Consider the following 20,263-nt stretch of genomic DNA (forward strand, 5'->3'; position numbering starts at 1 on the left):
TAAAAAATTAAGGGGATAAGTACGCCCTTTCGGGCCGCGGGCGAAGCCCTATTGGATAAAATTTTCAACTGAATTTATAATGGGAAAAATTCAAAAAATAAATTGCCCACTTTAACTTGACACAAACGTTTAGAACAATTGGCATTTATTTATATCTGTTATTAGACTATAATAATAGTAAGAAAGTATAAATATATATTATTAAGGCTCAAGTATTAACTTTTTTAATAACACTAAGGGGGTAATATTAATGAACTTTATTGATTTAAGGAGTGATACTGTAACTAAACCTACAGAAAAAATGAGAAAAGCTATGTATGAAGCCGAAGTTGGCGATGATGTTTATGGTGATGATCCCACAGTAAATGAGTTGGAAAGTTATGCTGCGGAATTAGTAGGAAAAGAAGCTTCCCTATTTGTTCCTAGCGGCACCTTTGGGAATCAGCTTTCTCTATTTACTCATTGCACTAGAGGAAATGAAGTAATTCTCGGGGAAGATTGCCATATACTAATGCATGAAGTTGGAGCACCTGCAGTTATTGCTGGTGTACAGTTAAGACCTATAAAAAGTAATAAAGGAGAAATAGATCCACTTGAAATCGAAAAAAGAATAAGAGGTGTGGATATTCATTTTCCAGAAACCGGTCTTATATGTGTTGAAAATGCTCATTCCAACGGAAGAGTTATATCCTTAGAAAATATGAGAGAAATATATACAATAGCTAGAAATCATAATCTTCCTGTTCATTTAGATGGAGCAAGATTATTTAATGCAGCTGCCTATCTTAATGTAGACCCAAAAGAAATTACTCAGTATTGCAGTTCCGTAATGTTTTGTTTATCTAAAGGGCTTTGTGCCCCAGTAGGCTCAATGGTTGCAGGGAGCAAAGACTTTATTGAAAAGGCAAGGAAAAAGAGAAAGATCATGGGCGGAGGTTTAAGGCAAGCTGGTATATTAGCTGCTGCAGGATTGGTGGCTTTAAAGGACATGAGAAAATATTTGATGGAAGATCATCAAAACGCCCTTTATTTAGGAGAAGAATTGAGTAAAATACCTGGAATAAATATAAATCTTGACGATATTAATATAAATATGGTATTCTTTAACATGAACGATGAGTTATATGATATGAATAATTTGGCGAAAGAATTTTATAAAAAAGGGATAAAAATCAATGGTCCAGAAAATGGAGAATTAAGATTTGTAACAAATTATTGGATTAAAAGAAAAGATATAGATTATATAATAAATACTATGAAAGAAATTTTAAATAGAAAATAAAAGCTGTATGGGGGCAGACTTAGTTCTTCTCCCCCATTTTTTACTTATATTTTTAAATAATAATAATGTACTTATATTTATTGTTTTCGTATATCATTACAAGAACTATACAAGGAGGGTTATATATGAAAAAATTTATAGTATTACTTATTTTACCTTTTGTTTTGCTAACTTCCTGTAGTAAACCTATTAATACCGAAAAGAATAAACCTGATAGTACAAAGATTGAAAGTCATGTAACTGATAAAAATATTTCCCATAGTGTTAAAGATTACTATCCTTTTAAAGAAAATATTAAAATGAAATACAAAGGAACAGGTAATGAATTTGCAGAAAAGACTGTATACACTGATTATATAAAAGGTGACAGAATTCAATTGAGGATTGTAAATCCAGGAACAACTTCTGCACAAATACTAGAAAATAAGGATGGAGAATTAAGGCTTATAACTTCTAAAGGCGAATTTTATTACAGAGATGATATAACTGATAGTAAAAATGATAAATATGAAATTTTATTAAAAGAACCTTTAGCAAAAGGTACTTCCTGGACTTTGGCCAATGGAAGCAAAAGATATATATCTGATGTAGATAAAGAAATAGAGACTCCTGCAGGAAAGTTTAAAGCTTTAGAAGTTACTACAGAAAGTGCTGAATCAAAAACCCTTGATTATTATGTCTTAAATATGGGTCTTGTTAAAACCGTTTTTAAATCAAAGGATGCTGAAGTTATTACTACCCTTGAAAATGTTGAAGAAAATGCTCCTGTACATCAAACAGTTAAATTTTACTATCCAGACTATGTAGAGGATAAAATTATATTTGTAAAAAGGCAATTAGATTTTAAAACTAATGATGATTTAAAAAATCTTCTAGAAAATAATTTTAAAGAAGTTCCAAATAAGGATATTAGTCATATCTTTTCAAAGAACGTAAAAATTAACAAAGTATATTTAGATGATAAAAGCAATACTGTAAAAATTGATATTTCTGATAACTTTGTAAAGGAAATGAATGCTGGTGGTGGATTAGAGTCTGCTATACTAAAATGTATTACAAATACCTTAGGTGATTATTACAATGTGGATAAGGTTTCTATTACTTTAAATGGTAAACCCTATGCTTCTGGTCATATAATTTTAAATGAAAATGAAACCTTAAAGGTAGATTATAATGGAATATCAGAATATAAATAATAAAAAATCTGTTGAGTGCAAACTCAACAGATTTTTTATTAAAGAGAAAATCCATTTATTTAACAATACTTTTTAAATAAAAATATGCCATTATAGTTTTATCATCTACTATCTTCTCATGCATAATCATATTTTCAAATTTTTTAAATGGAACCCAAGCTCCTTCAGTAACATCCACATCCTCTATTCTTTCTGAATTGAAAGCATTTTTACTTACTTTTACCTTAAACATATACATAGTACTTGCACTAAATCCTAAAATAGGCTTATAGGAAACAATCTTTTCTACTTCCTCTTTTTTTATATCTAAAGCAGTCTCCTCTTTAAGTTCTCTTACCAAGCACTCTTCTATGCCCTCTCCTTCTATATCCAACAGTCCCGCTGGTATTTCTAAGGTTTCTTTCATTATAGAAGGTCTAAATTGCTTAACTAATAATATTTCATCAAATTCGTTAATAACAATAGCTGAAACTGCACTATGATTTTTAACTACTTCATAGTTTTTCCCATTTATATTTCTTTTATACAGCTTTAGCCATCCATCATATATGCAAGTGTCTTCCATTTAACTCACTCCTTAATTTTTAAAACTATGTATAGGTGCAGGTATTCTTCCTCCCCTATTAACAAAGTCAGCACTAGAAAATTTACTTACAGCCATAATTGGAGCCCTTCCTAAGAGTCCTCCAAATTCAACAGTGTCTCCAATAGTTTTACCTGGCACAGGAATAATTCTAACTGCTGTGGTTTTATTATTTACAACTCCTATGGCAGCTTCATCAGCTATTATAGCTGATATAGTTTCTTCTGGGGTATCACCTGGTATTGCAATCATATCAAGACCAACTGAGCATACACAAGTCATAGCCTCTAATTTTTCTATATTTAAGGAACCTTTTACCACCGCATTTATCATTCCAATATCTTCACTTACTGGTATAAAAGCTCCGCTAAGTCCTCCTACATGACTGCAGGCCATAACTCCACCTTTTTTTACTGCATCATTTAAAAGAGCAAGAGCTGCTGTAGTTCCTGGTGCCCCACAGCTTTCAATACCCATTTCTTCTAAAATATGAGCTACACTATCCCCTACAAAAGGTGTTGGTGCTAAAGATAAATCCACTATGCCAAAAGGTACATTAAGCCTTTTTGATGCTTCTTTGGCAACTAATTGACCCATTCTTGTGATTTTAAAGGAGGTTTTCTTTATGGTTTCTGCCACCACATCAAAGCTTTCCCCCTTTACGCTTTCCAATGCAGATTTAACTACTCCTGGTCCACTTACACCTACATTTATTACACATTCTCCTTCCCCTACGCCATGGAATGCTCCTGCCATAAATGGATTATCTTCCACTGCATTTGCAAAAACTACAAACTTAGCATTGCCTATGCCATCTTTATCCCTAGTTAATTCTGCTGTGCTCTTAATTATTTTTCCCATCTGTTTTACTGCATTCATATTTATGCCCGCTTTTGAAGAACCAATATTTACAGAAGAACATACTTTTTCAGTAACACTAAGGGCTTCTGGTATAGATTCTATAAGAATTCTATCTCCCTTTGTATACCCTTTATGTACAAGAGCAGAAAAACCTCCTATAAAGTTTACACCTACTGTGTCTGCGGCTTTATCTAAAATTCTTGCATACTCTACATAATCATTATCATCTGAAGCTCCTGCTATTAATGAAATAGGAGTTACGGATATCCTTTTATGTATTATAGGTATTCCATATTCTTTTTCTATGTCTTCACCAACTTTAACTAAATTTTCAGCTTTTGTTACTATCTTGTCATATATTTTTTCTCTTGCTGCCCTACCATCAGAGCTTATACAATCTAAAAGAGAAATACCCATGGTAATAGTTCTAATATCCAACTTTTCTTTTTCTATCATCCTTATAGTTTCTAAAATATCATATGAATTAATCATTTGTCTTCCCCCTTTTATATGCGGTGCATGGACTCAAATATTTCTTCATGCTGTATTCTAATGGATACTCCTAATTCTTCACCTTTTTTATTCAATGCATCTTTTATCCCATCAAAAGATACATTGGTTTTTCCTATATCTACTAGCATAATCATGGTAAAATACTCTTGGATTATTGTTTGACTTATATCCAAAATATTTACCCCCATACTTGAAAGTTCACTACTGACACCAGCAATTATTCCTACTTTATCTTTGCCTATTACAGTTATTATAGCCCTCATTTTTATTACCCACCTTTATTTATTATTATATTTAATCCCCAAAATTTAATAATAAATTTTGGGGATATTTACAGTTAAAAATCACATTCTATATTCATTTCTTTTAAGAATTTAATTTTTCTATTATATATTTCTTCCCTTTCTTTTATTATAGCATTCATAGGATTATCACTACAAATTTCATCATATGCTAATTGCCAAGCTCTCAAATACTCCATTGATTTAATTATTGCACTACCCTGAGTATGAAACTTTTTGCCTTGCATCATATCAGTTAGTTTACCACAAAACTGAAGCAATAATTCTTTCTCTAGCTTTCCTCCACCAGCCCAAACTAGTTTAGGAGATAATGAACTCCATAGCTCTGATTTTGTATCTTTCCATATTTTTATGGCTTTGTTTTTATCTTCATTTTTCCTAAATAGCTCTTTTAGCTCACTATCCATGCTTTCATTAATTTCTCCATGAAATAAGTTTAGTACTCCGCCAGTTTTCTTATATGCAGATTGATATAAAAATTCTGTCTTATCTAATGGAAGCATCCTATTGTACTCCTCTAAAATAGGAGAGTTTTTTAATTCAGGGAGTATTTTTAATATTCCCGAATTATCATTATGTATTATTGTATATTCATAAAGAGTTTTCCCATCTAATTGCTCATAACTTTCATTAATTGAAAACTCTACCTGGTCCAAAAATAATTTTACTGCTGACAACTGATTTGGAAGCCATACACTTTTTTCTTTTGCCTGATTTTCCATTCTATGCATCTCCCTTCAATGCTCTTAAAGTTGCTAGTGCTCTATCATAATTAGGATCTTCCTCTAGAATATCATTTAAAATTTTTTCCGCTCTATCATAGTCATTTTCTACAGTTATATAATAAACTGCAACGTTATGAAGAGATTTTAGTTTAAGTTCCTTTGGATTTTCAGAATTCTCGCTATAGTATACAGCTTTATTAAAGCATTCTAAAGATTTATGAAAAACTCCTAATAGATTATATATAAATCCAAGAGCATAATAACAGTTAGAATCATCTTCCTTTAATTCTAATGCCTTTTTAAATCTATCTTTTGATTCAAAAATATTTCCATAATACATTAGATTAATATCCCCTAATGTGTATTCTATAAAATAATTTTCTGGATAAGATTTTAACTTTTTATAGAATTCTTCCACTGATGTTACATCTTTTTTCTCGGCAGATTTTATAAATAAGTACATTAAACATCCCCATTCAAGATCTAGCTCTGCATTATTTTTCTCCATGTACTCATTAAAATAGCCTTTTAAACTTTCTTTCCCATCCATTTCCTTTAATATACATTTTTTATAATTTTCTTCAGTTATTGCAATTTGATATTTTTCTAAAATTGTCTTTTGGTAATCCTTAGTAGTATATTTTATACTCTTACTCATTTGCTTCACTCCTTGTATTATGGTTAACATTTCTATTATATATCGAAATCTATAAAAAAATCTACACTAAATCACTTTTGTTAACAATTAATAAGGGTGGAAAACTCCAATTTCCTTTTCTTCAATATATAACCATTTTACTAATGCCCTGTTTTTATTGTACAATTATATTTAAACTTTAATATTTTTAAGGAGCTATATTATGAAAAAAGTCTTTAAGTCTCTTAAAATATTTTTACTTTTAATCTTTATTGTTATTTCATGTTTTGCTTTTATTTATAAGGACAAAATTAAACTTTATATAAATATAGGGGAAAAGTATGTAAATTTACAAAAGGATACATCTTCTATACCTAAAGTTAATAATTCACGCAATATGAAGGCCTCTGACTTTGAAACTATTGTTTATAAAAATACTAATAATGTCCCATTAACTTTAGATATTTATAAAGCAAAAAAACAGCTTTCAAAAGGTTCTCCCGTAATTTTATATGTTCATGGCGGATCATGGATCTATGGTGATAAAAATATTCCATCAGTACTTTCTCCCCCTTTAGATTCTTTTCGAGAAGAGGGTTTTACCATTATAAGTGTTGAATATAGGTTGATGAAACCTGGAGTTAGTTTTGATAGACCTACCTCTGATGTAAAAGATGCTATAAGATGGGTTTACAAAAATAAAGATGTTTATAATTTTAATTCAAATGAAATAGGAGTTTTAGGTATTTCATCAGGGGCTCATTTATCTTTGCTGGCAAGCTATACAGATGACAAACAATTTATGGATGATAAAAATTTAGAAAATTATCCTTCTAAGGTTAAATACCTTATTGACTTTTTAGGGCCTACTGATTTAAGCACTCTAGATACTTCAAAAGCTAATTGGGATATGAATAATATTTTAAAATCTGTTCCCAATGTTAAGGAGCTAACTTCCAAATATAGCCCTATAAGCTATGTTCATAATGGAGCTCCAAAGACTTTAATGATTTATAGTAAAAATGATACTTTAGTTCCTTATAAAAATGGTGTTGAACTTTATAATAAATGTAAAGAAAATAATGTTTTTGCAAAATTAATACCCCTTGAAAATTGCAATCATGATTTATCAGGTTTGAGCAAGGAAGACATGCTTACTTTATCAAAAGAAGTATTAAAATTTATCCTTCAGAACTCATCTATTTAATAAAAAGAGCTTTTCTGCAGTTTAATACAGAAAAGCTTCTTTTTATTACACTAATCCACTGTTTTTAGTGATTCCACCATTTCAATATTCTTAAGCTTATAATACATTGCAATATTAACTAAAACTGCAAATACAAGTGTAAGTATTGTTGAAATTATATAGCTTTTTATATCTATGGTAAGTCCAAATATCATATTATCCATTTCAACAGTAGTCATTATAAATTTGTGAAGAAATACCCCCATAACCAATCCAGCTGCTGTTCCTATAAGTGTTAGAATTGTGTTTTCCCTATAAATATATGCGGATACCTCATTATCATAGAAACCAAGGACCTTTATTGTAGCAATTTCTCTTATCCTTTCACTGATATTAACATTAGTTAAATTGTATAAAACTACAAAAGCTAAAGCCCCTGCTGATACAATCATCATAAGTACAACATAATTTAAACTTCTTATAGTATTTTCAAAGTTCTCCTTTATTGCAGTATTAAAACTTGCATTGGATATTCCCTTCTCTTTTATAAGCTCCCTAGACAACTTATCTTCAAAATCCTTTGAAGTATCTTTTAAAGAAGCTATTACTTCATTAAATTCTACAGGTTGTAAAAACAGTTCTTCATAGTAATCTTGGGATATATATGCATAATTGAAAAGATAGTTTTCAGCAATTCCAGTTATCTTAACTTTAGCCTCTTTGTCTTCACTATTTATTAGCTTTATTTCATCTCCAACCTTTGCTCCTATGTCTTTTGCAACCTTTTCCGTAATTACAACACCTTCAGATGGTATTGGAATACGAGATCCTTTCTTTAGTGTTTGAAGGTGTATAAAGTTTTCCACATCTTTTATATCCTTTGGAACTATTATTGATAAACTCTTTTTTTGTCCATTTAAAGAAAGACTTCCACTTTCACTGTTGATTAATTCATAACCAGATATTCTATTATCTTTTGAAATGTATTCTAAAGCTTCATTTCTTTCTTTTTCATTTGCCTTTTTATCTAGATTTACAGTCATATCATAGGTAAATATAACTCCAAACTGTTTATCTACAATAGTTCTAATAGAATCCCTTACTCCAAATCCTGTAACTATTAATGCTGTACAGCCTGCTATACCCAATACTGTCATTAAAAATCTCTTTTTATATCTAAATATATTTCTAACTGTAACCTTACCGCTAAAGTTTAATCTATTCCAAATAAAAGGTATTCTCTCAAGAAGGATTCTTTTTCCTTCCTTTGGAGCTCTTGGCAGCATTAATGCTGATGGAGCTTCTATTAACTCCTTATAGCATGCGAAAAAGGCTGATAATGTAGTTACTAATATAGCTGCTGATGATATTGTTACCGCTAAAGGAATATCAAAGGTTATAACTACAGGTGGTAACATATACATTATTCCATATGCATTAAACACCACCGTGGGAAATATGGTAAATCCTATAGCTAAACCTATTATACATCCTAAAGTACTGGCAGCTAAGGCGTAACATATATATTTTGAAGCTATGGCTCCTTTTCCATATCCTAGAGCTTTTAAAGTTCCAATGTTAACCCTTTGCTCATCCACCATTCTTGTCATAGTAGTAAGGCATACTAGTGCCGCTACTAAAACAAAGAATACAGGAAATACCCTTGCTAAGGCATCAATTCTATCCGCTGCTCCACCGTAATCCATATAGGAGTAATGGCTTTTTCTATCTAATACATACCACTTAGGTTTCTTAATTTTTTCTAAAGCTTTTTCTCCTTCATCAATTTTATTCTTAGCCTTTGATAGTTCTTTATCCGCTTCTGCTTTTGAATTTTTATATTCTTCCTCACCTTTTAATAAGTCTTTCTTTCCACTTTCTATCTTATCTCTTCCATCTTTAAATCCAGCAAGGGCTTTACTCTTTTCCTGCTGAAGATTAAGTTTTTCCTTCTCCAGTTTTGTCCTTGAAGATATTAAAAAAGCTTTAGAATTATTTAATTTTTTTTCTCCTTCAGCTAACTGAGCTTTCTTCTCTTCTAACTTCATTTTCCCCTGTGCAACTTTGTCCTTAGTTTCCTGCAGCATTCCAATTGTTGTTTGTAATTCTGACTGCAGCTTATTTTTTTCTTCTACTGAAAGCCCTGGATTTTTAAGAGCATCTTGAAGCTGGACTATTTTACCTTCTAATAGTTGTATAGATTGCTGCCCTTTTGCTAGTTCTTCCTCAGCTTTTTTGGAACCTTCTTCCGCTAACTTTTTATTATCATTAAAGGTTTTAATATTTTTTTGTAACTCATCTTCACCTTTTGATAAATCTTCTTCACCTTTAGCTATCTTATCTTCTGCTTCTTTAATTGAAATATTAAAAGTTCTTTCCTTATCATTTAAATCTTTCTCTGAATTATTTATTTTTACTTTAGAATCTTCAATTTCTTTTGAGGCTTTATTTAACTTTTCTTCTGTTTCCTTTCTCCCCTTTAAATACTCTTTCCTGCCTTTTTCTAAATCATCTTTAGCTTTTTTTAAAACTTCTTCATGTCTAATTTCTTCTCTAGATTTTGCTAAATTCTCAATATCCTTTGTAACCTTATCAACCACATTAAAATAATCATCCTTATAGGAATTCAGCCCTTTAGCTCCATTTACAGTAGCAAAAATTTCCGTATAGGCAGGCATCTTAAAATCTTCCTGTGGAATCATTATAAAACTTTTTATTTTCCCATTGCCAATGGCACTGCTGCCTTTTTCAGAGGATAAATAGTATGGAGTCTGCACCTTTCCAACAACCTTATATTCTGTTTTCTTAATATCCTCTGACAATGATTTATCTGTACCAGAATATAACCTAATAGTGGAACCTATGGGGATAGTTAAATCATCACTTTTCCCCTTTTCTATTACACATTCCCCAGACCTTTCTGGTAATCTTCCTTCTATTAAATTTACCCTGTTTATATAATCCTTATGATTATTTTTTAATTTATCTAAAGACAATCCATGAACTTTTAGTACAACTTCCTTAGAATCAAATTCAGCAAGCACATCCATACTGCAATTTCCTGAAACTCCATTTACTCCTGGCACTTTTTTTATTTCATCAACATCACTCTGGGTTAAGCCTAGGGTTGATACAATTCTAATATCCATTAAATTATAATCATCATAATATTTATCTGCAGTTATTTTCATATCCTGTGGTGATACCTTTACTCCTGAGAAAAAAGCTACTCCCAAGGCTACAATAGCTAAAATGGATGTAAATCTGCCTATAGATTTTTTAATATCTCTTATGGTATCTTTCATTAAAGCATTTATTCGCACTACCACTCAATCCTTTCTACTGGAGTAGGATTCTCATTTATGGTTACGCTTTCAATTTTGCCATTCTTAACCTTAATCACTTTATCCCCCATAGGAGTTATTGCTAAATTGTGAGTTATTACAACTACAGTCATGCCCATTTTTCTACAGGTATCTTGAAGGAGTTTTAATATAGATTTTCCTGTATTATAATCTAAAGCTCCTGTTGGCTCATCACAAAGAAGCAGCTTTGGATTCTTTGCTAAGGCTCTTGCTATTGCAACTCTTTGCTGTTCTCCCCCTGATAATTGAGCTGGAAAGTTATTTTTTCTATTACTAAGGCCTACTGCCTCTAATACTTTATCAATGTCTAGTGGATTTTTACATATTTGTGTTGCTAATTCTAAATTCTCAATGGCGGTTAGATTTTGTACTAAATTATAAAATTGAAATACAAACCCTATATCAAATCTTCTATAAGTTACAAGTTCCTTATTGGAATAGGCATTGATTTCATTATTATCCACTATAACCTTTCCGCTGGTTGGCTTATCCATGCCTCCTAATATGTTTAGTATTGTACTCTTGCCAGCACCACTAGCTCCTGCTACAATAACAAATTCTCCTTTATCAACAGAGAAGTCAACTCCACTTAGAGCCTTAATTTTCACTTCACCCATTTTATATACTTTTTCTACCTGTTTAAATTCTATATATTTATTCAAAATAAATCTCTCCTTATCAAATAAACATTATCTTCATTATAAAATTGGTGATAATAATCTTGTTATGGATTCTAATATTTTACTTAATATGCCCATAATTGCTGTTCCAACACTGCATAAGGAATTATCTGAAGCAATTGTTTTATAATGTATAAAGCCATTGTTATATAAAAATACTCTAGTACTGAGAAATATTTGGTGTAATCATTAATATCTTCTTTAGAAGCATAAGTCCAATCCATTAGAAATCTTCCTTGTAATTGATTAATGGCTTCTCCTTCTATTTTCATGTGAGTATCTCTCCAGTTACCTATTTTTTTATCCTCACCTATGTATTCATTGCCTACATTAAAACCACCAAGAAAAGCTGTTTCACCATCAATAACTACAATTTTTCTATGATTTCTATAATTAACTCTTTTACCTATTAAGAAAAGGGAGCCTGGAAAAAATATAGCATATTTACCTCCGGCTTCTTTAAAGGGTTTAAGAAATTTCTTATTATTTCTAGCAAATTTGCTAGAACCCATAGCATCAAACAGAAGCCTAACCTCTACTCCCTCTTTTGATTTTTTCGTTAATAAGTCCATGAGTTTACTTCCCAATTCATCAGGCTGTATTATGTAATATTGTATATGTATATATTTTTTAGCATTGTCTATATAGTAAAAAAGATCCTTAAATTTTTCTTTGCCATGAAAATATAATTTTATATTATTTCGTTGAGTGTACAGAGCTTTAGCATTTCTATAATGCATTTTTATTATATCCTTATTTTCTAACATACTTGTGTCATATTCATAACTCTTTGCTATTTGGGTCATATATTCATTTTTTTTCACATCTTCTATAAGCTTTTTATTGAATATTTTTTCATTACTTAAACTTTTTCCAAAAAGTAAATAAACAATAAAACCTACTATAGGGAAAATGGTCAAAATTAAAAGCCATGCCCAAGTAGTAGCAGGATTTCGTCTTTCGAAAAATATTAAAAACATAATAAATACTATATTTATTATTACAATTAACGTTCCTATATTAACAGATATATTCATACATAGATTCCCCTTCTACAAATTAATTATAAATGCTATTCATTGATCTGTTCTAAAATTACTCTCCTTTTATAAAAACCATACCTTTTATAAAACTCCAATACATTTTCGTTTCCTTCTGCTACTGCGATTATCTTTGTTTTTACTTGTCTGCTATTTAACCAATCTAATGCTCTATTCATCAACTTATCCCCTAGACCATATTTACGATATTCTTTTTCAACAAAAAGAGAATCAATTTCCCCAACTAATTCCTTGTTAACTGTGCTAATACAGTACCCAATATATAAGTCTTTCTCTATATCCTTAATTAAATCCACCTTAACCTCTAAATTGTTATCATTAATAAACTTATTTTTTCTAACCTGAAATTTAAGATCTGTAAATCTACTTTTGAAATAATTTGAGTTAACTTGATGGTGTTTATTTAACTTTTCCCATAAAGGTTGTACAAAATCAAGTAATTCTATACTTCCAGTTACAAATTTAAAATTATCCATGTTTAATTCCCCATTTATTCTTTATTATTTTTTCTTTATTATTTAAAAAAGTTACGATTATCCATATATCGATTATACACTACTTATACGCCATATGGAATAAATTCAATGAGTATATAATCGTAAATATTCTATAAGCAAATAAACATACATAGATTTGATTTACACAAATCCATGTATGTTTTCTTATATATTTAACCTCAACAATGGCTGAATCGATTTATTTCTTTTAATGCTTGTTTTTCCAAATTGTGTTCCCCCTTTATTCTTATAGCAGATCCATAAATAATATATCTTTTCCATATTGCTTTTCACAAAATTGATTTTGAATATAGGTTATATAATCACCTTTTATGAACAACCTTTTACTTCTCGAGTTCCCACATTTCTTTATCATTTGTCCAATTGGCATTGCGTTTATGATACTCTGTGCTTTTGTCTTATTGTTTATATAATTATCTAAAATAGCATTTACTGAATCAGTTTTTAGGTTTCCTAAACACCACCAAGAAGCTGGGTGAGTGATATTTGGGTAAACATTAAAAGTATTATCTATATAAAAAATAGGTGAGCTTGAAACAAAAGACATTGTAGAATTATCATTTATTAATTCTGAAAATAACTCCTCTTCTGTTTTACCAAGCACATCAAATAAATCCCGCTTACCAAAATATTTTAATGTGTACTCCACTAATTTGGACGAAATCTTTATTACATCTTCTGGCATTATACGAATATTATATAATTTTTCGTTTTCTCCATCACAAGAACCTTGATGAATAAAAAGTTCAAATTCTTGTCCAATTGTTTTGCATCGTTTATCTAGGTCTAATTCAGCTATGAGTTTCTCAATTAAAGGTAATTCCATTACATTATCTTTATTAATAAAAATTTGTAGTCTGGGAGCTATGTTATTTTCCAGCAGAATATTTATTGATTTCAGAATTTCTTCAAAAGCACCTTTTCTTCCTACATAATGGTCAGTCATTTTTTCCATACCAAAAATCGTCAATTGACATACCCTAACACCCAAAGAATATATCCACTTTACATATTCACTATCTCTAACTATTCTCCAGTAACTCAGCAACTCAAAATGCTTCATATGCTCTGTTGAGAGCCAATGTTCTAATTTCCAAAATTCTTTATAATCATTTCTAAAATCAGGTTCCCTATACCAACTTGTAACTTCTAAATTGTTTGCATATGATCTAAATATTGAAGCAACAAATTCCAGATCTGATTTTTTCAAACTAACATTTGGAGTAACTCCAAGCCAACAATGTTTACACCGATTCGGGCAACCTGCCATATCAAGACATGCGGTTATTTTATTAAAGCTTAGTTTTTCCACTTTAACAAACTCCTTTTTTGTTCATCACATGAATTCAACTTGAAAGCATTTTCTTACAGGTAGGCACATTTTAAGAATAATGTGTAAGCATAATGCTCATTATCTACATTTCTTTATCAAATTTGCAACGATAATAAACACCATATCCAATGACAAATAAATACGCAAAAACTAAAAGAAGAACAGCTACCATATCAACGCCCATCAAAGCGAAAGCAAACATTAAAGCCCCAAAGACAAATATCATCATATCATATGCCTTAGCTTTTGCACGATTCCCAATAGTAACATTACGTTCGTCATGTTTGTCAATTTTCATTTGTTTCTCAACATTAGGATGATTTTTTATTGCTATGCGACTGATAATTTCTCCCATGCCATGGCCAAAAATACCACATCCCAATCCTATGCACACATATGGTAGTGCTCGCAGAATTCCTTGTGGTTCAATAATTATTTTAATAAGGTATAACCCTGTACCTAACAGTAATAATCCAAATACGATTTCAATGTAATGTGTAATACTTCTTTTCATTTTATTTCATCCTCCTCATAAATAAAAATTTCTTCGATACTCATACCAAAATATTTTGCAATTTTGAATGCCAATATAATCGATGGATTGTATCTTCCGTTTTCTAATGAACCGATTGTTTGCCTTGATACTTCAAGAGCAACTGCTAAATCTTCTTGCTTTATACCATGCTCTTTTCGTATTTTCTCTAAACGATTTTTCACATTTACACTTCCCTTTACGTAAAGCTCGCTTTCCATATCTAAATAATATTACTTCCCTTCAGAAATGTCAAGCTAACTTTCCATAAAAAATAGCAGACCATATTTCATGTCTGCTAAGGGGCATCTAAATTATCCTTACTTCGTATTTTCTTACTGATGTGACACATAAATAAGAAGATTATGAACTAAATATTGTATTTATTTTGCACAATATCATTTTTTAAATCTATTTTTGGTGTTTGTATAAATTACAATAAATATGACTGTACCGATAAATAAGACTATTCCAATACCAAATACTATAGGTTGTTTAATTAGCTCACTTAACCCCCACAAAAAAACACAAAAAGCAAATACAAACATTGATTTTCCCATAAACTTACACAGTGCCTTTTCATCATATTCAGCTTTCTCTTCTTTGCTGGATGTATTATATCCTGATAGTGAACTCACCCCCACTTTAGAAGTTGGGGCTTCTTGGGTAATACCCTCCAATGAGGATAACTTTACCAAGCTAACAAGGCAGAACCAGCCTCTTTTATGTTTAGTGCTGCATTATAATCCCTATCTATAGTACAGCCACACTTTTCACATTTATATATTCTTTCTGATAGCGGTAACTTTTCTTTGATAGCTCCGCAATTACTGCACATTTTGGAAGATGGAAACCACTTATCTATTTTGATAAATTGCTTTCCTCTATCTTCTAACTTATACTTTAGAAAGTTTCTGAATGTTCCGAAACCATTATCGGATAATGATTTACTTAGCTTTAAGCATTGTCCTACTGCCTTCAAGTTTATATCTTCTACTATTATTGCATCATATGCTTTTGCTAGATTATATGCTTTTTTATGAAGCCAATCTTTCCTTTGTTCTGATATTTTGTTTTGTATTTTTGATATTTTCTTTTTTTGTTTAATCCAGTTATTCGATTTTAATACTTTTCTACTTAACTTTTGCTGTTCTTTTTTTAATTTTTCTTCAGTCTTTTTGTAATATTTAGGGTAGTTGGCTTTCCTACCCTGGCTATCTACATAAAAATCATGCTGAGAATAATCTAATCCTAGAATTATTTTTGAAGGAGTTTGTTTTTCCTCAATATAATATTCTACTGTGAAGCTTATATAATATTGATTTCTACAATTCTTTGATAATGTAGCACTTTTTATAATGCTGTTTCCAGGTAATTGTCTATGATTAACAAACCTAATAGGTTCTTTTAATTTAGGTATCTTAACATACTTTTCATCTACTATTGATATAGTGCCATTTTGATTATTGGTGGTGAAAGAATTCTGATTTTTTCTTTTACTTTTGAAGTTTGGAATACCCTTTAAGTCCTTGAATGTTAATTCTTTGCCTAAAGTTTCAACTTGCTTCAATGCTTTTTTTGAGTATGTTTTACCATCAAATTCACTATTGTATTTTTTTATGGCATCCCTAAAATTAAGCTGTACATTTGCAAAAGCTAATGAATCTATTTCTTTCATATACTCATAATCTTTTTTTATTATTGCTGGTGTTGGCAAGTTTATAGCCTTGTAATCAATTTTTCCATTAATAAAATTTTTCTCGTCAAGCTGTTTATACAACATATCAACATATAAGTTATACATTTTTCTACTACAACCAAAAGCTTTTTCTAAGTATATCATTTGCTCTTTATTAGGTTTTAGCCTAAATTTATACCCCTTATTTTTCTTAATCACAGATTTTCACCTCATTTCATCATTTATTACTTTTCCCCTATATTTAATAACTAATACTAAATGATAATTTGGTAAGAATACTGAATGATTAATCGAACCTAAAATAATAAGAGGGGTATCCATCCCCCACCTAAGAGAATGGGAGAATTCCGTCCATTATGTTAAATTTATAAGATATGAGCATATCAAAAGTTTTCCAATTCCTCAGCATTTAAAACCATTTTATAAAAGTTTAAAACCTAATTATTAATTCTAATAGCCAAATTAAAAAACATCCATAGATTTAATTTACACAAATCTATGGATGTTCCCAACTCCACCTGAACCTAAGAATCACTTGATATTTTATCCCTCTCCTCCATCATCGATTAGCCAAGGAGAATTATCATTTTCTTTTATTACTGTATACCATTTAGTGTATTTTCCGCTATCCTCAGGGCCTACACCATCCTTTTTATATTTAACTTCATAATCTACCTTATAAACTCGTACATTTTCTTCTTTAACCCCATTGATTTTTCCACGTCCATAATGCATATACGCATCTCTTTGAGCTTTTGTATCATCTTCTATTTTAATTACTTTAATATACTTTAGGTTATCAAAGCCCCATACTACATTAGGTGCCTTATGCCAATCCGTTAAAGTTGTAAGTAGCTTTTCCTTATTTTTTTCATTATAAAATTTAAAGTAGTTTTTTACTACCTGCTCTGGTGTTTGAGTTTTTGGATCATATATTTCACTCCAATCTTGTTTCTCCAGCATAGGTAGAAATTCCTCTTTAAATGTTTTTAATGAGGAAGAATATTCTCTTATATCTTTTTTAAATACACTATTAAAAATTTCTCGTTTAAATGAGAAACTACTAATTTTCTCTCCGTCATCAAATTTAAATGTAACTGTACCAACATTATCCACAAGACAAAATATTACCGCTGCATTTTCTAGCATATTACTATTTGCCTTACTAATATTATTCTGCCACAGTACTTCAGGCTTAATTTTATAGTTTACAGTTATACCATAGGGCTCAGAATCTGTTTGTAAAGAAAATCCATTCTTATACTCAGAATAATTTAAGTAATCAGTAAGATTACCAATTTTATATGCTGCTCCCACATACTGCGTCTTATACTGATATAGTTTTTCAGCATTGAACTTACTATTAACTTTTGTATAAGATTTCACTACTGGATTTGTAAGGCAAATGGCTGTAACTAAAATTCCAATGGAAATTGCAGCAATGCTCCATATTACCTTTGGCTTTTTGAAATAGACAATATATTTAATTCTTTTAGTTACATCCTTTTCCCCATTTTGCAGTGATGTAGTACCTAATATAAATTTATTTTTCTTTAAAGCAGTTTTAAGAAGTACACTAGCATATTCTTTTTTGTTTTTATTTATTTCTACAACTCTATAATCACATAAAATCTCCATGTCTCTTCTAAATATAAAGAAGCAATACCACATAATAGGATTATACCAATAAACACAAAGTAATAAAGTGCTTATAATATTCCATAAAACATCTTTATGCTTAAGATGTAAAAGTTCATGAGTAAATACACTGTATAGCTCTTCTATTGTATATCCTTCTGGCAATAAAATTTCTGGTTTTATTATGCCCTTTAACAAAGGGGTTTCTCCACCTAACTTTACTATAACTCCCCTATTTATTCCTACTGCTTTCCTGCATTTATCTAGTATAGAAAGGGTTTCTGAATCTTTCAGTGTCTGAAGTTTACTTGTTTTTTTATGAAATGAGTAATATGTCACTATCATAAACAATAATATAATTATTGCACCAATTGCCCAAATAAAAAATATATTATTCACTAAGGCTTCACTAAAAATAAATTTCTTCTCCCTTTCTCCCAAAACAATATTTCCTGTAACAAAGCTTTTGCTTTCAGCAGAAATATTCTCCACAGCCTTTTGAGAAATTTCAATATTTTTAATCTGAGGCACAGAATTAAAAATACTCATATTGCTTTCAGGGAAAACAGGTATTAATAATCTTATAGCAAGTATACTCCAAATAAGGAACTGCCAATTAGGTGAAATTTTGTTTTTCAGTATGGTCTTTACTATGAGTATAACAAATGCTGTGATAGAAGTTGTTATGGTTATATTTATGAAATAATCCATCACCACTACTTACCTCCATCCATGTTTTCAATAATTTTTTTAAGCTCTGCAATCTCTTTTGAAGAAAGTTCCTCCTGCTTAGCAAGTGTTGAAATCATCATTGATACAGATCCATTAAAAACTCTTGTAAGAAAACTTTTTGTTTCCTGTACTTTGCATTCTTTTTCCGGTGCAACAGGAAAGTATCTAAAATTCGAAGATGATGATTTATCTGCATCAATTGCTCCTTTTTCCATAAGTCTTGTTACCAAGGTTCTTATAGTGGTATAGCTCCACTTTGTATCTTTAAGGCTTTCTGAAATTTGTTTTAAGGTTAAATTAGGTTCCTTCCATAAACAGGTCATTACCTTCCACTCTGCCTCACTTATATTATATTTACTCATAATATATACCCTCCGATTACATTTGTAGTTATATTTAAGTTTACATCTGTAGTCAGCATTTGTCAATATTAAACAGGCAAACTTTGTATTTTTATAAATTAAAAAACATACATAGAATTAAGTAAAAAAAGCAGCATACTAACTATTAGTGTAATAATTATGCTAATACTAAATAACTTTTCAAATTCCTTTATCCTTTCTCCTTAAAAATTATGAATTCAACATTCGGGGTAGCTCCAGGCCAACAATGTTTACAATTTGAAAACATTTTCTTACAGGTGGGACACATTTAAAGAAGGTTGCGATGCGACCTTTTTAAATAATAAGGAAAAAATAATAAAGAATAAATATGGATGATTTTCTTTCGTTTCTCTACAGAAAATCTTTAAATTAAATTTGACCTAATGAAAATGGAGAAAAATTCTCCTTATTTATTATCTATTCTCTATTATTTATTATTTTAAAAAATTATGTCATAATTTTTTACCATTATGAGCTTAATATCTTCTCGACAATAGAGAGGCACAGTTATATATCTTTTAGAATGTCTAATACTTTCTTATGTAAAAATGGTTGAATCAAAGGATAAGTTAAGTTATCTGGTATATCATCAAATAATTTAATTTCACTTATCTCAAAATGAAGCAGATTATCTAATTCTTCTACTTCTGAATAAAATAGTTGTCCAAAAGATTCAGTATAGTCAATAGTTTCATCTCTTTCTACAGAATAGACACATATTGGCGTTAATCTAAACTTTGTTGCTCCAGTTTCCTCAAATAATTCTCTTGAAGCAGTATCATTAATATTTTCATTTTCTTCTCTATGTCCTCCAGGAATTTCCCAAGTATTCCTATCTCTATGTCTTACATAAAGCCATTGTCCGTTAAATCTTGTCATTATTACAGCAAATAGTAATTTATTATCTTCTATAGTATTTAGTTTGTAAAAGTTTATTTTAAACATATACCGTACCTCACTTGTTAATTCATTTTTCTAAAATAGAAGTTAATGTAACGGAGGATTTAAATTTAATAATATTAAACTACTTTTATCAT

Annotated in this window: 20 protein-coding genes; 3 read left to right on the plus strand and 17 right to left on the minus strand. The window is 30.0% G+C overall.

Annotation, left to right across the window (positions count from 1 at the left end):
* Nucleotides 1-250: 250 nt before the first annotated feature.
* The gene (ltaE, locus tag CLLI_RS09340; protein ID WP_106063950.1) at nucleotides 251-1,282 is read left to right on the plus strand and encodes a low-specificity L-threonine aldolase; all 1,032 of its coding nucleotides are present in this window, start codon (nucleotides 251-253) and stop codon (nucleotides 1,280-1,282) included.
* 125 nt (nucleotides 1,283-1,407) lie between these two features.
* Nucleotides 1,408-2,478 carry a GerMN domain-containing protein gene (locus CLLI_RS09345; RefSeq protein ID WP_106063951.1) on the plus strand — a complete coding sequence of 357 codons (1,071 nt, stop codon included), beginning with the start codon at nucleotides 1,408-1,410 and terminating at the stop codon, nucleotides 2,476-2,478.
* A 55-nt stretch (nucleotides 2,479-2,533) separates the two neighbouring features.
* Here the strand turns inward: CLLI_RS09345 and CLLI_RS09350 are convergent, their stop codons facing one another.
* The 5 genes from CLLI_RS09350 to CLLI_RS09370 form a co-directional block, all read right to left on the minus strand.
* Nucleotides 2,534-3,043 carry an NUDIX hydrolase gene (locus CLLI_RS09350; protein ID WP_106063952.1) on the minus strand — a complete coding sequence of 170 codons (510 nt, stop codon included), beginning with the start codon at nucleotides 3,041-3,043 and terminating at the stop codon, nucleotides 2,534-2,536.
* 12 nt (nucleotides 3,044-3,055) lie between these two features.
* Nucleotides 3,056-4,414 (minus strand): PFL family protein, encoded by a 1,359-nt coding sequence (locus tag CLLI_RS09355; protein WP_106063953.1) that lies wholly within the window; start codon nucleotides 4,412-4,414, stop codon nucleotides 3,056-3,058.
* 14 nt (nucleotides 4,415-4,428) lie between these two features.
* Nucleotides 4,429-4,698: an ACT domain-containing protein gene (locus tag CLLI_RS09360; RefSeq protein WP_106063954.1), complete on the minus strand. Its 270-nt coding sequence runs from the start codon at nucleotides 4,696-4,698 to the stop codon at nucleotides 4,429-4,431.
* Between the two features lie 74 nt (nucleotides 4,699-4,772).
* The gene (locus CLLI_RS09365) at nucleotides 4,773-5,459 is read right to left on the minus strand and encodes a hypothetical protein (RefSeq protein WP_106063955.1); all 687 of its coding nucleotides are present in this window, start codon (nucleotides 5,457-5,459) and stop codon (nucleotides 4,773-4,775) included.
* A 1-nt stretch (nucleotide 5,460) separates the two neighbouring features.
* Nucleotides 5,461-6,120 carry a tetratricopeptide repeat protein gene (locus tag CLLI_RS09370; RefSeq protein ID WP_106063956.1) on the minus strand — a complete coding sequence of 220 codons (660 nt, stop codon included), beginning with the start codon at nucleotides 6,118-6,120 and terminating at the stop codon, nucleotides 5,461-5,463.
* Between the two features lie 202 nt (nucleotides 6,121-6,322).
* Between CLLI_RS09370 and CLLI_RS09375 the strand changes: the two genes are divergently transcribed.
* A complete protein-coding gene (locus tag CLLI_RS09375) occupies nucleotides 6,323-7,306 on the plus strand; it encodes an alpha/beta hydrolase (RefSeq protein WP_106063957.1) in 984 nt (327 codons plus the stop codon).
* A gap of 50 nt (nucleotides 7,307-7,356) precedes the next feature.
* Here CLLI_RS09375 and CLLI_RS09380 read toward each other — a convergent pair whose 3' ends face one another.
* From CLLI_RS09380 to CLLI_RS09435, 12 genes are all read right to left on the minus strand, one after another.
* Nucleotides 7,357-10,614 (minus strand): ABC transporter permease, encoded by a 3,258-nt coding sequence (locus tag CLLI_RS09380; protein WP_242975571.1) that lies wholly within the window; start codon nucleotides 10,612-10,614, stop codon nucleotides 7,357-7,359.
* Entirely contained in the window at nucleotides 10,608-11,312 is a 705-nt protein-coding gene (locus CLLI_RS09385) for an ABC transporter ATP-binding protein (protein ID WP_106063958.1), read from the minus strand. Before CLLI_RS09385 ends, CLLI_RS09380 begins: the two co-directional genes overlap by 7 nt.
* Nucleotides 11,313-11,395: 83 nt before the next feature.
* Nucleotides 11,396-12,367, minus strand: coding sequence for a phospholipase D-like domain-containing protein (locus CLLI_RS09390; RefSeq protein ID WP_242975572.1), 972 nt, complete (start codon nucleotides 12,365-12,367; stop codon nucleotides 11,396-11,398).
* A gap of 35 nt (nucleotides 12,368-12,402) precedes the next feature.
* Entirely contained in the window at nucleotides 12,403-12,867 is a 465-nt protein-coding gene (locus CLLI_RS09395) for a GNAT family N-acetyltransferase (RefSeq protein WP_106063959.1), read from the minus strand.
* A 268-nt stretch (nucleotides 12,868-13,135) separates the two neighbouring features.
* Entirely contained in the window at nucleotides 13,136-14,221 is a 1,086-nt protein-coding gene (locus CLLI_RS09400; RefSeq protein ID WP_242975573.1) for a radical SAM protein, read from the minus strand.
* A gap of 103 nt (nucleotides 14,222-14,324) precedes the next feature.
* The gene (locus CLLI_RS09405) at nucleotides 14,325-14,756 is read right to left on the minus strand and encodes a DUF6442 family protein (RefSeq protein ID WP_106063960.1); all 432 of its coding nucleotides are present in this window, start codon (nucleotides 14,754-14,756) and stop codon (nucleotides 14,325-14,327) included.
* Complete coding sequence (locus CLLI_RS09410; RefSeq protein WP_106064018.1) at nucleotides 14,753-14,959, minus strand: helix-turn-helix transcriptional regulator; 207 nt, start codon at nucleotides 14,957-14,959, stop codon at nucleotides 14,753-14,755. The genes CLLI_RS09405 and CLLI_RS09410 overlap by 4 nt, the downstream gene beginning before the upstream one ends.
* Before the next feature lie 213 nt (nucleotides 14,960-15,172).
* The gene (locus tag CLLI_RS09415) at nucleotides 15,173-15,418 is read right to left on the minus strand and encodes a DUF3784 domain-containing protein (protein ID WP_341457006.1); all 246 of its coding nucleotides are present in this window, start codon (nucleotides 15,416-15,418) and stop codon (nucleotides 15,173-15,175) included.
* Nucleotides 15,419-15,465: 47 nt separating this feature from the next.
* On the minus strand, nucleotides 15,466-16,671 hold the full coding sequence (locus CLLI_RS09420) for an RNA-guided endonuclease InsQ/TnpB family protein (protein WP_106063962.1): 1,206 nt from the start codon (nucleotides 16,669-16,671) through the stop codon (nucleotides 15,466-15,468).
* A 345-nt stretch (nucleotides 16,672-17,016) separates the two neighbouring features.
* Nucleotides 17,017-18,822, minus strand: coding sequence for a M56 family metallopeptidase (locus CLLI_RS09425; RefSeq protein WP_242975577.1), 1,806 nt, complete (start codon nucleotides 18,820-18,822; stop codon nucleotides 17,017-17,019).
* A 5-nt stretch (nucleotides 18,823-18,827) separates the two neighbouring features.
* Nucleotides 18,828-19,205 carry a BlaI/MecI/CopY family transcriptional regulator gene (locus CLLI_RS09430; RefSeq protein ID WP_106063964.1) on the minus strand — a complete coding sequence of 126 codons (378 nt, stop codon included), beginning with the start codon at nucleotides 19,203-19,205 and terminating at the stop codon, nucleotides 18,828-18,830.
* Between the two features lie 528 nt (nucleotides 19,206-19,733).
* Nucleotides 19,734-20,171 carry an NUDIX hydrolase gene (locus CLLI_RS09435; protein WP_106063965.1) on the minus strand — a complete coding sequence of 146 codons (438 nt, stop codon included), beginning with the start codon at nucleotides 20,169-20,171 and terminating at the stop codon, nucleotides 19,734-19,736.
* Nucleotides 20,172-20,263: the final 92 nt, after the last annotated feature.

Source organism: Clostridium liquoris, from assembly GCF_002995785.1.
GTDB lineage: Bacteria > Bacillota > Clostridia > Clostridiales > Clostridiaceae > Clostridium_AO > Clostridium_AO liquoris.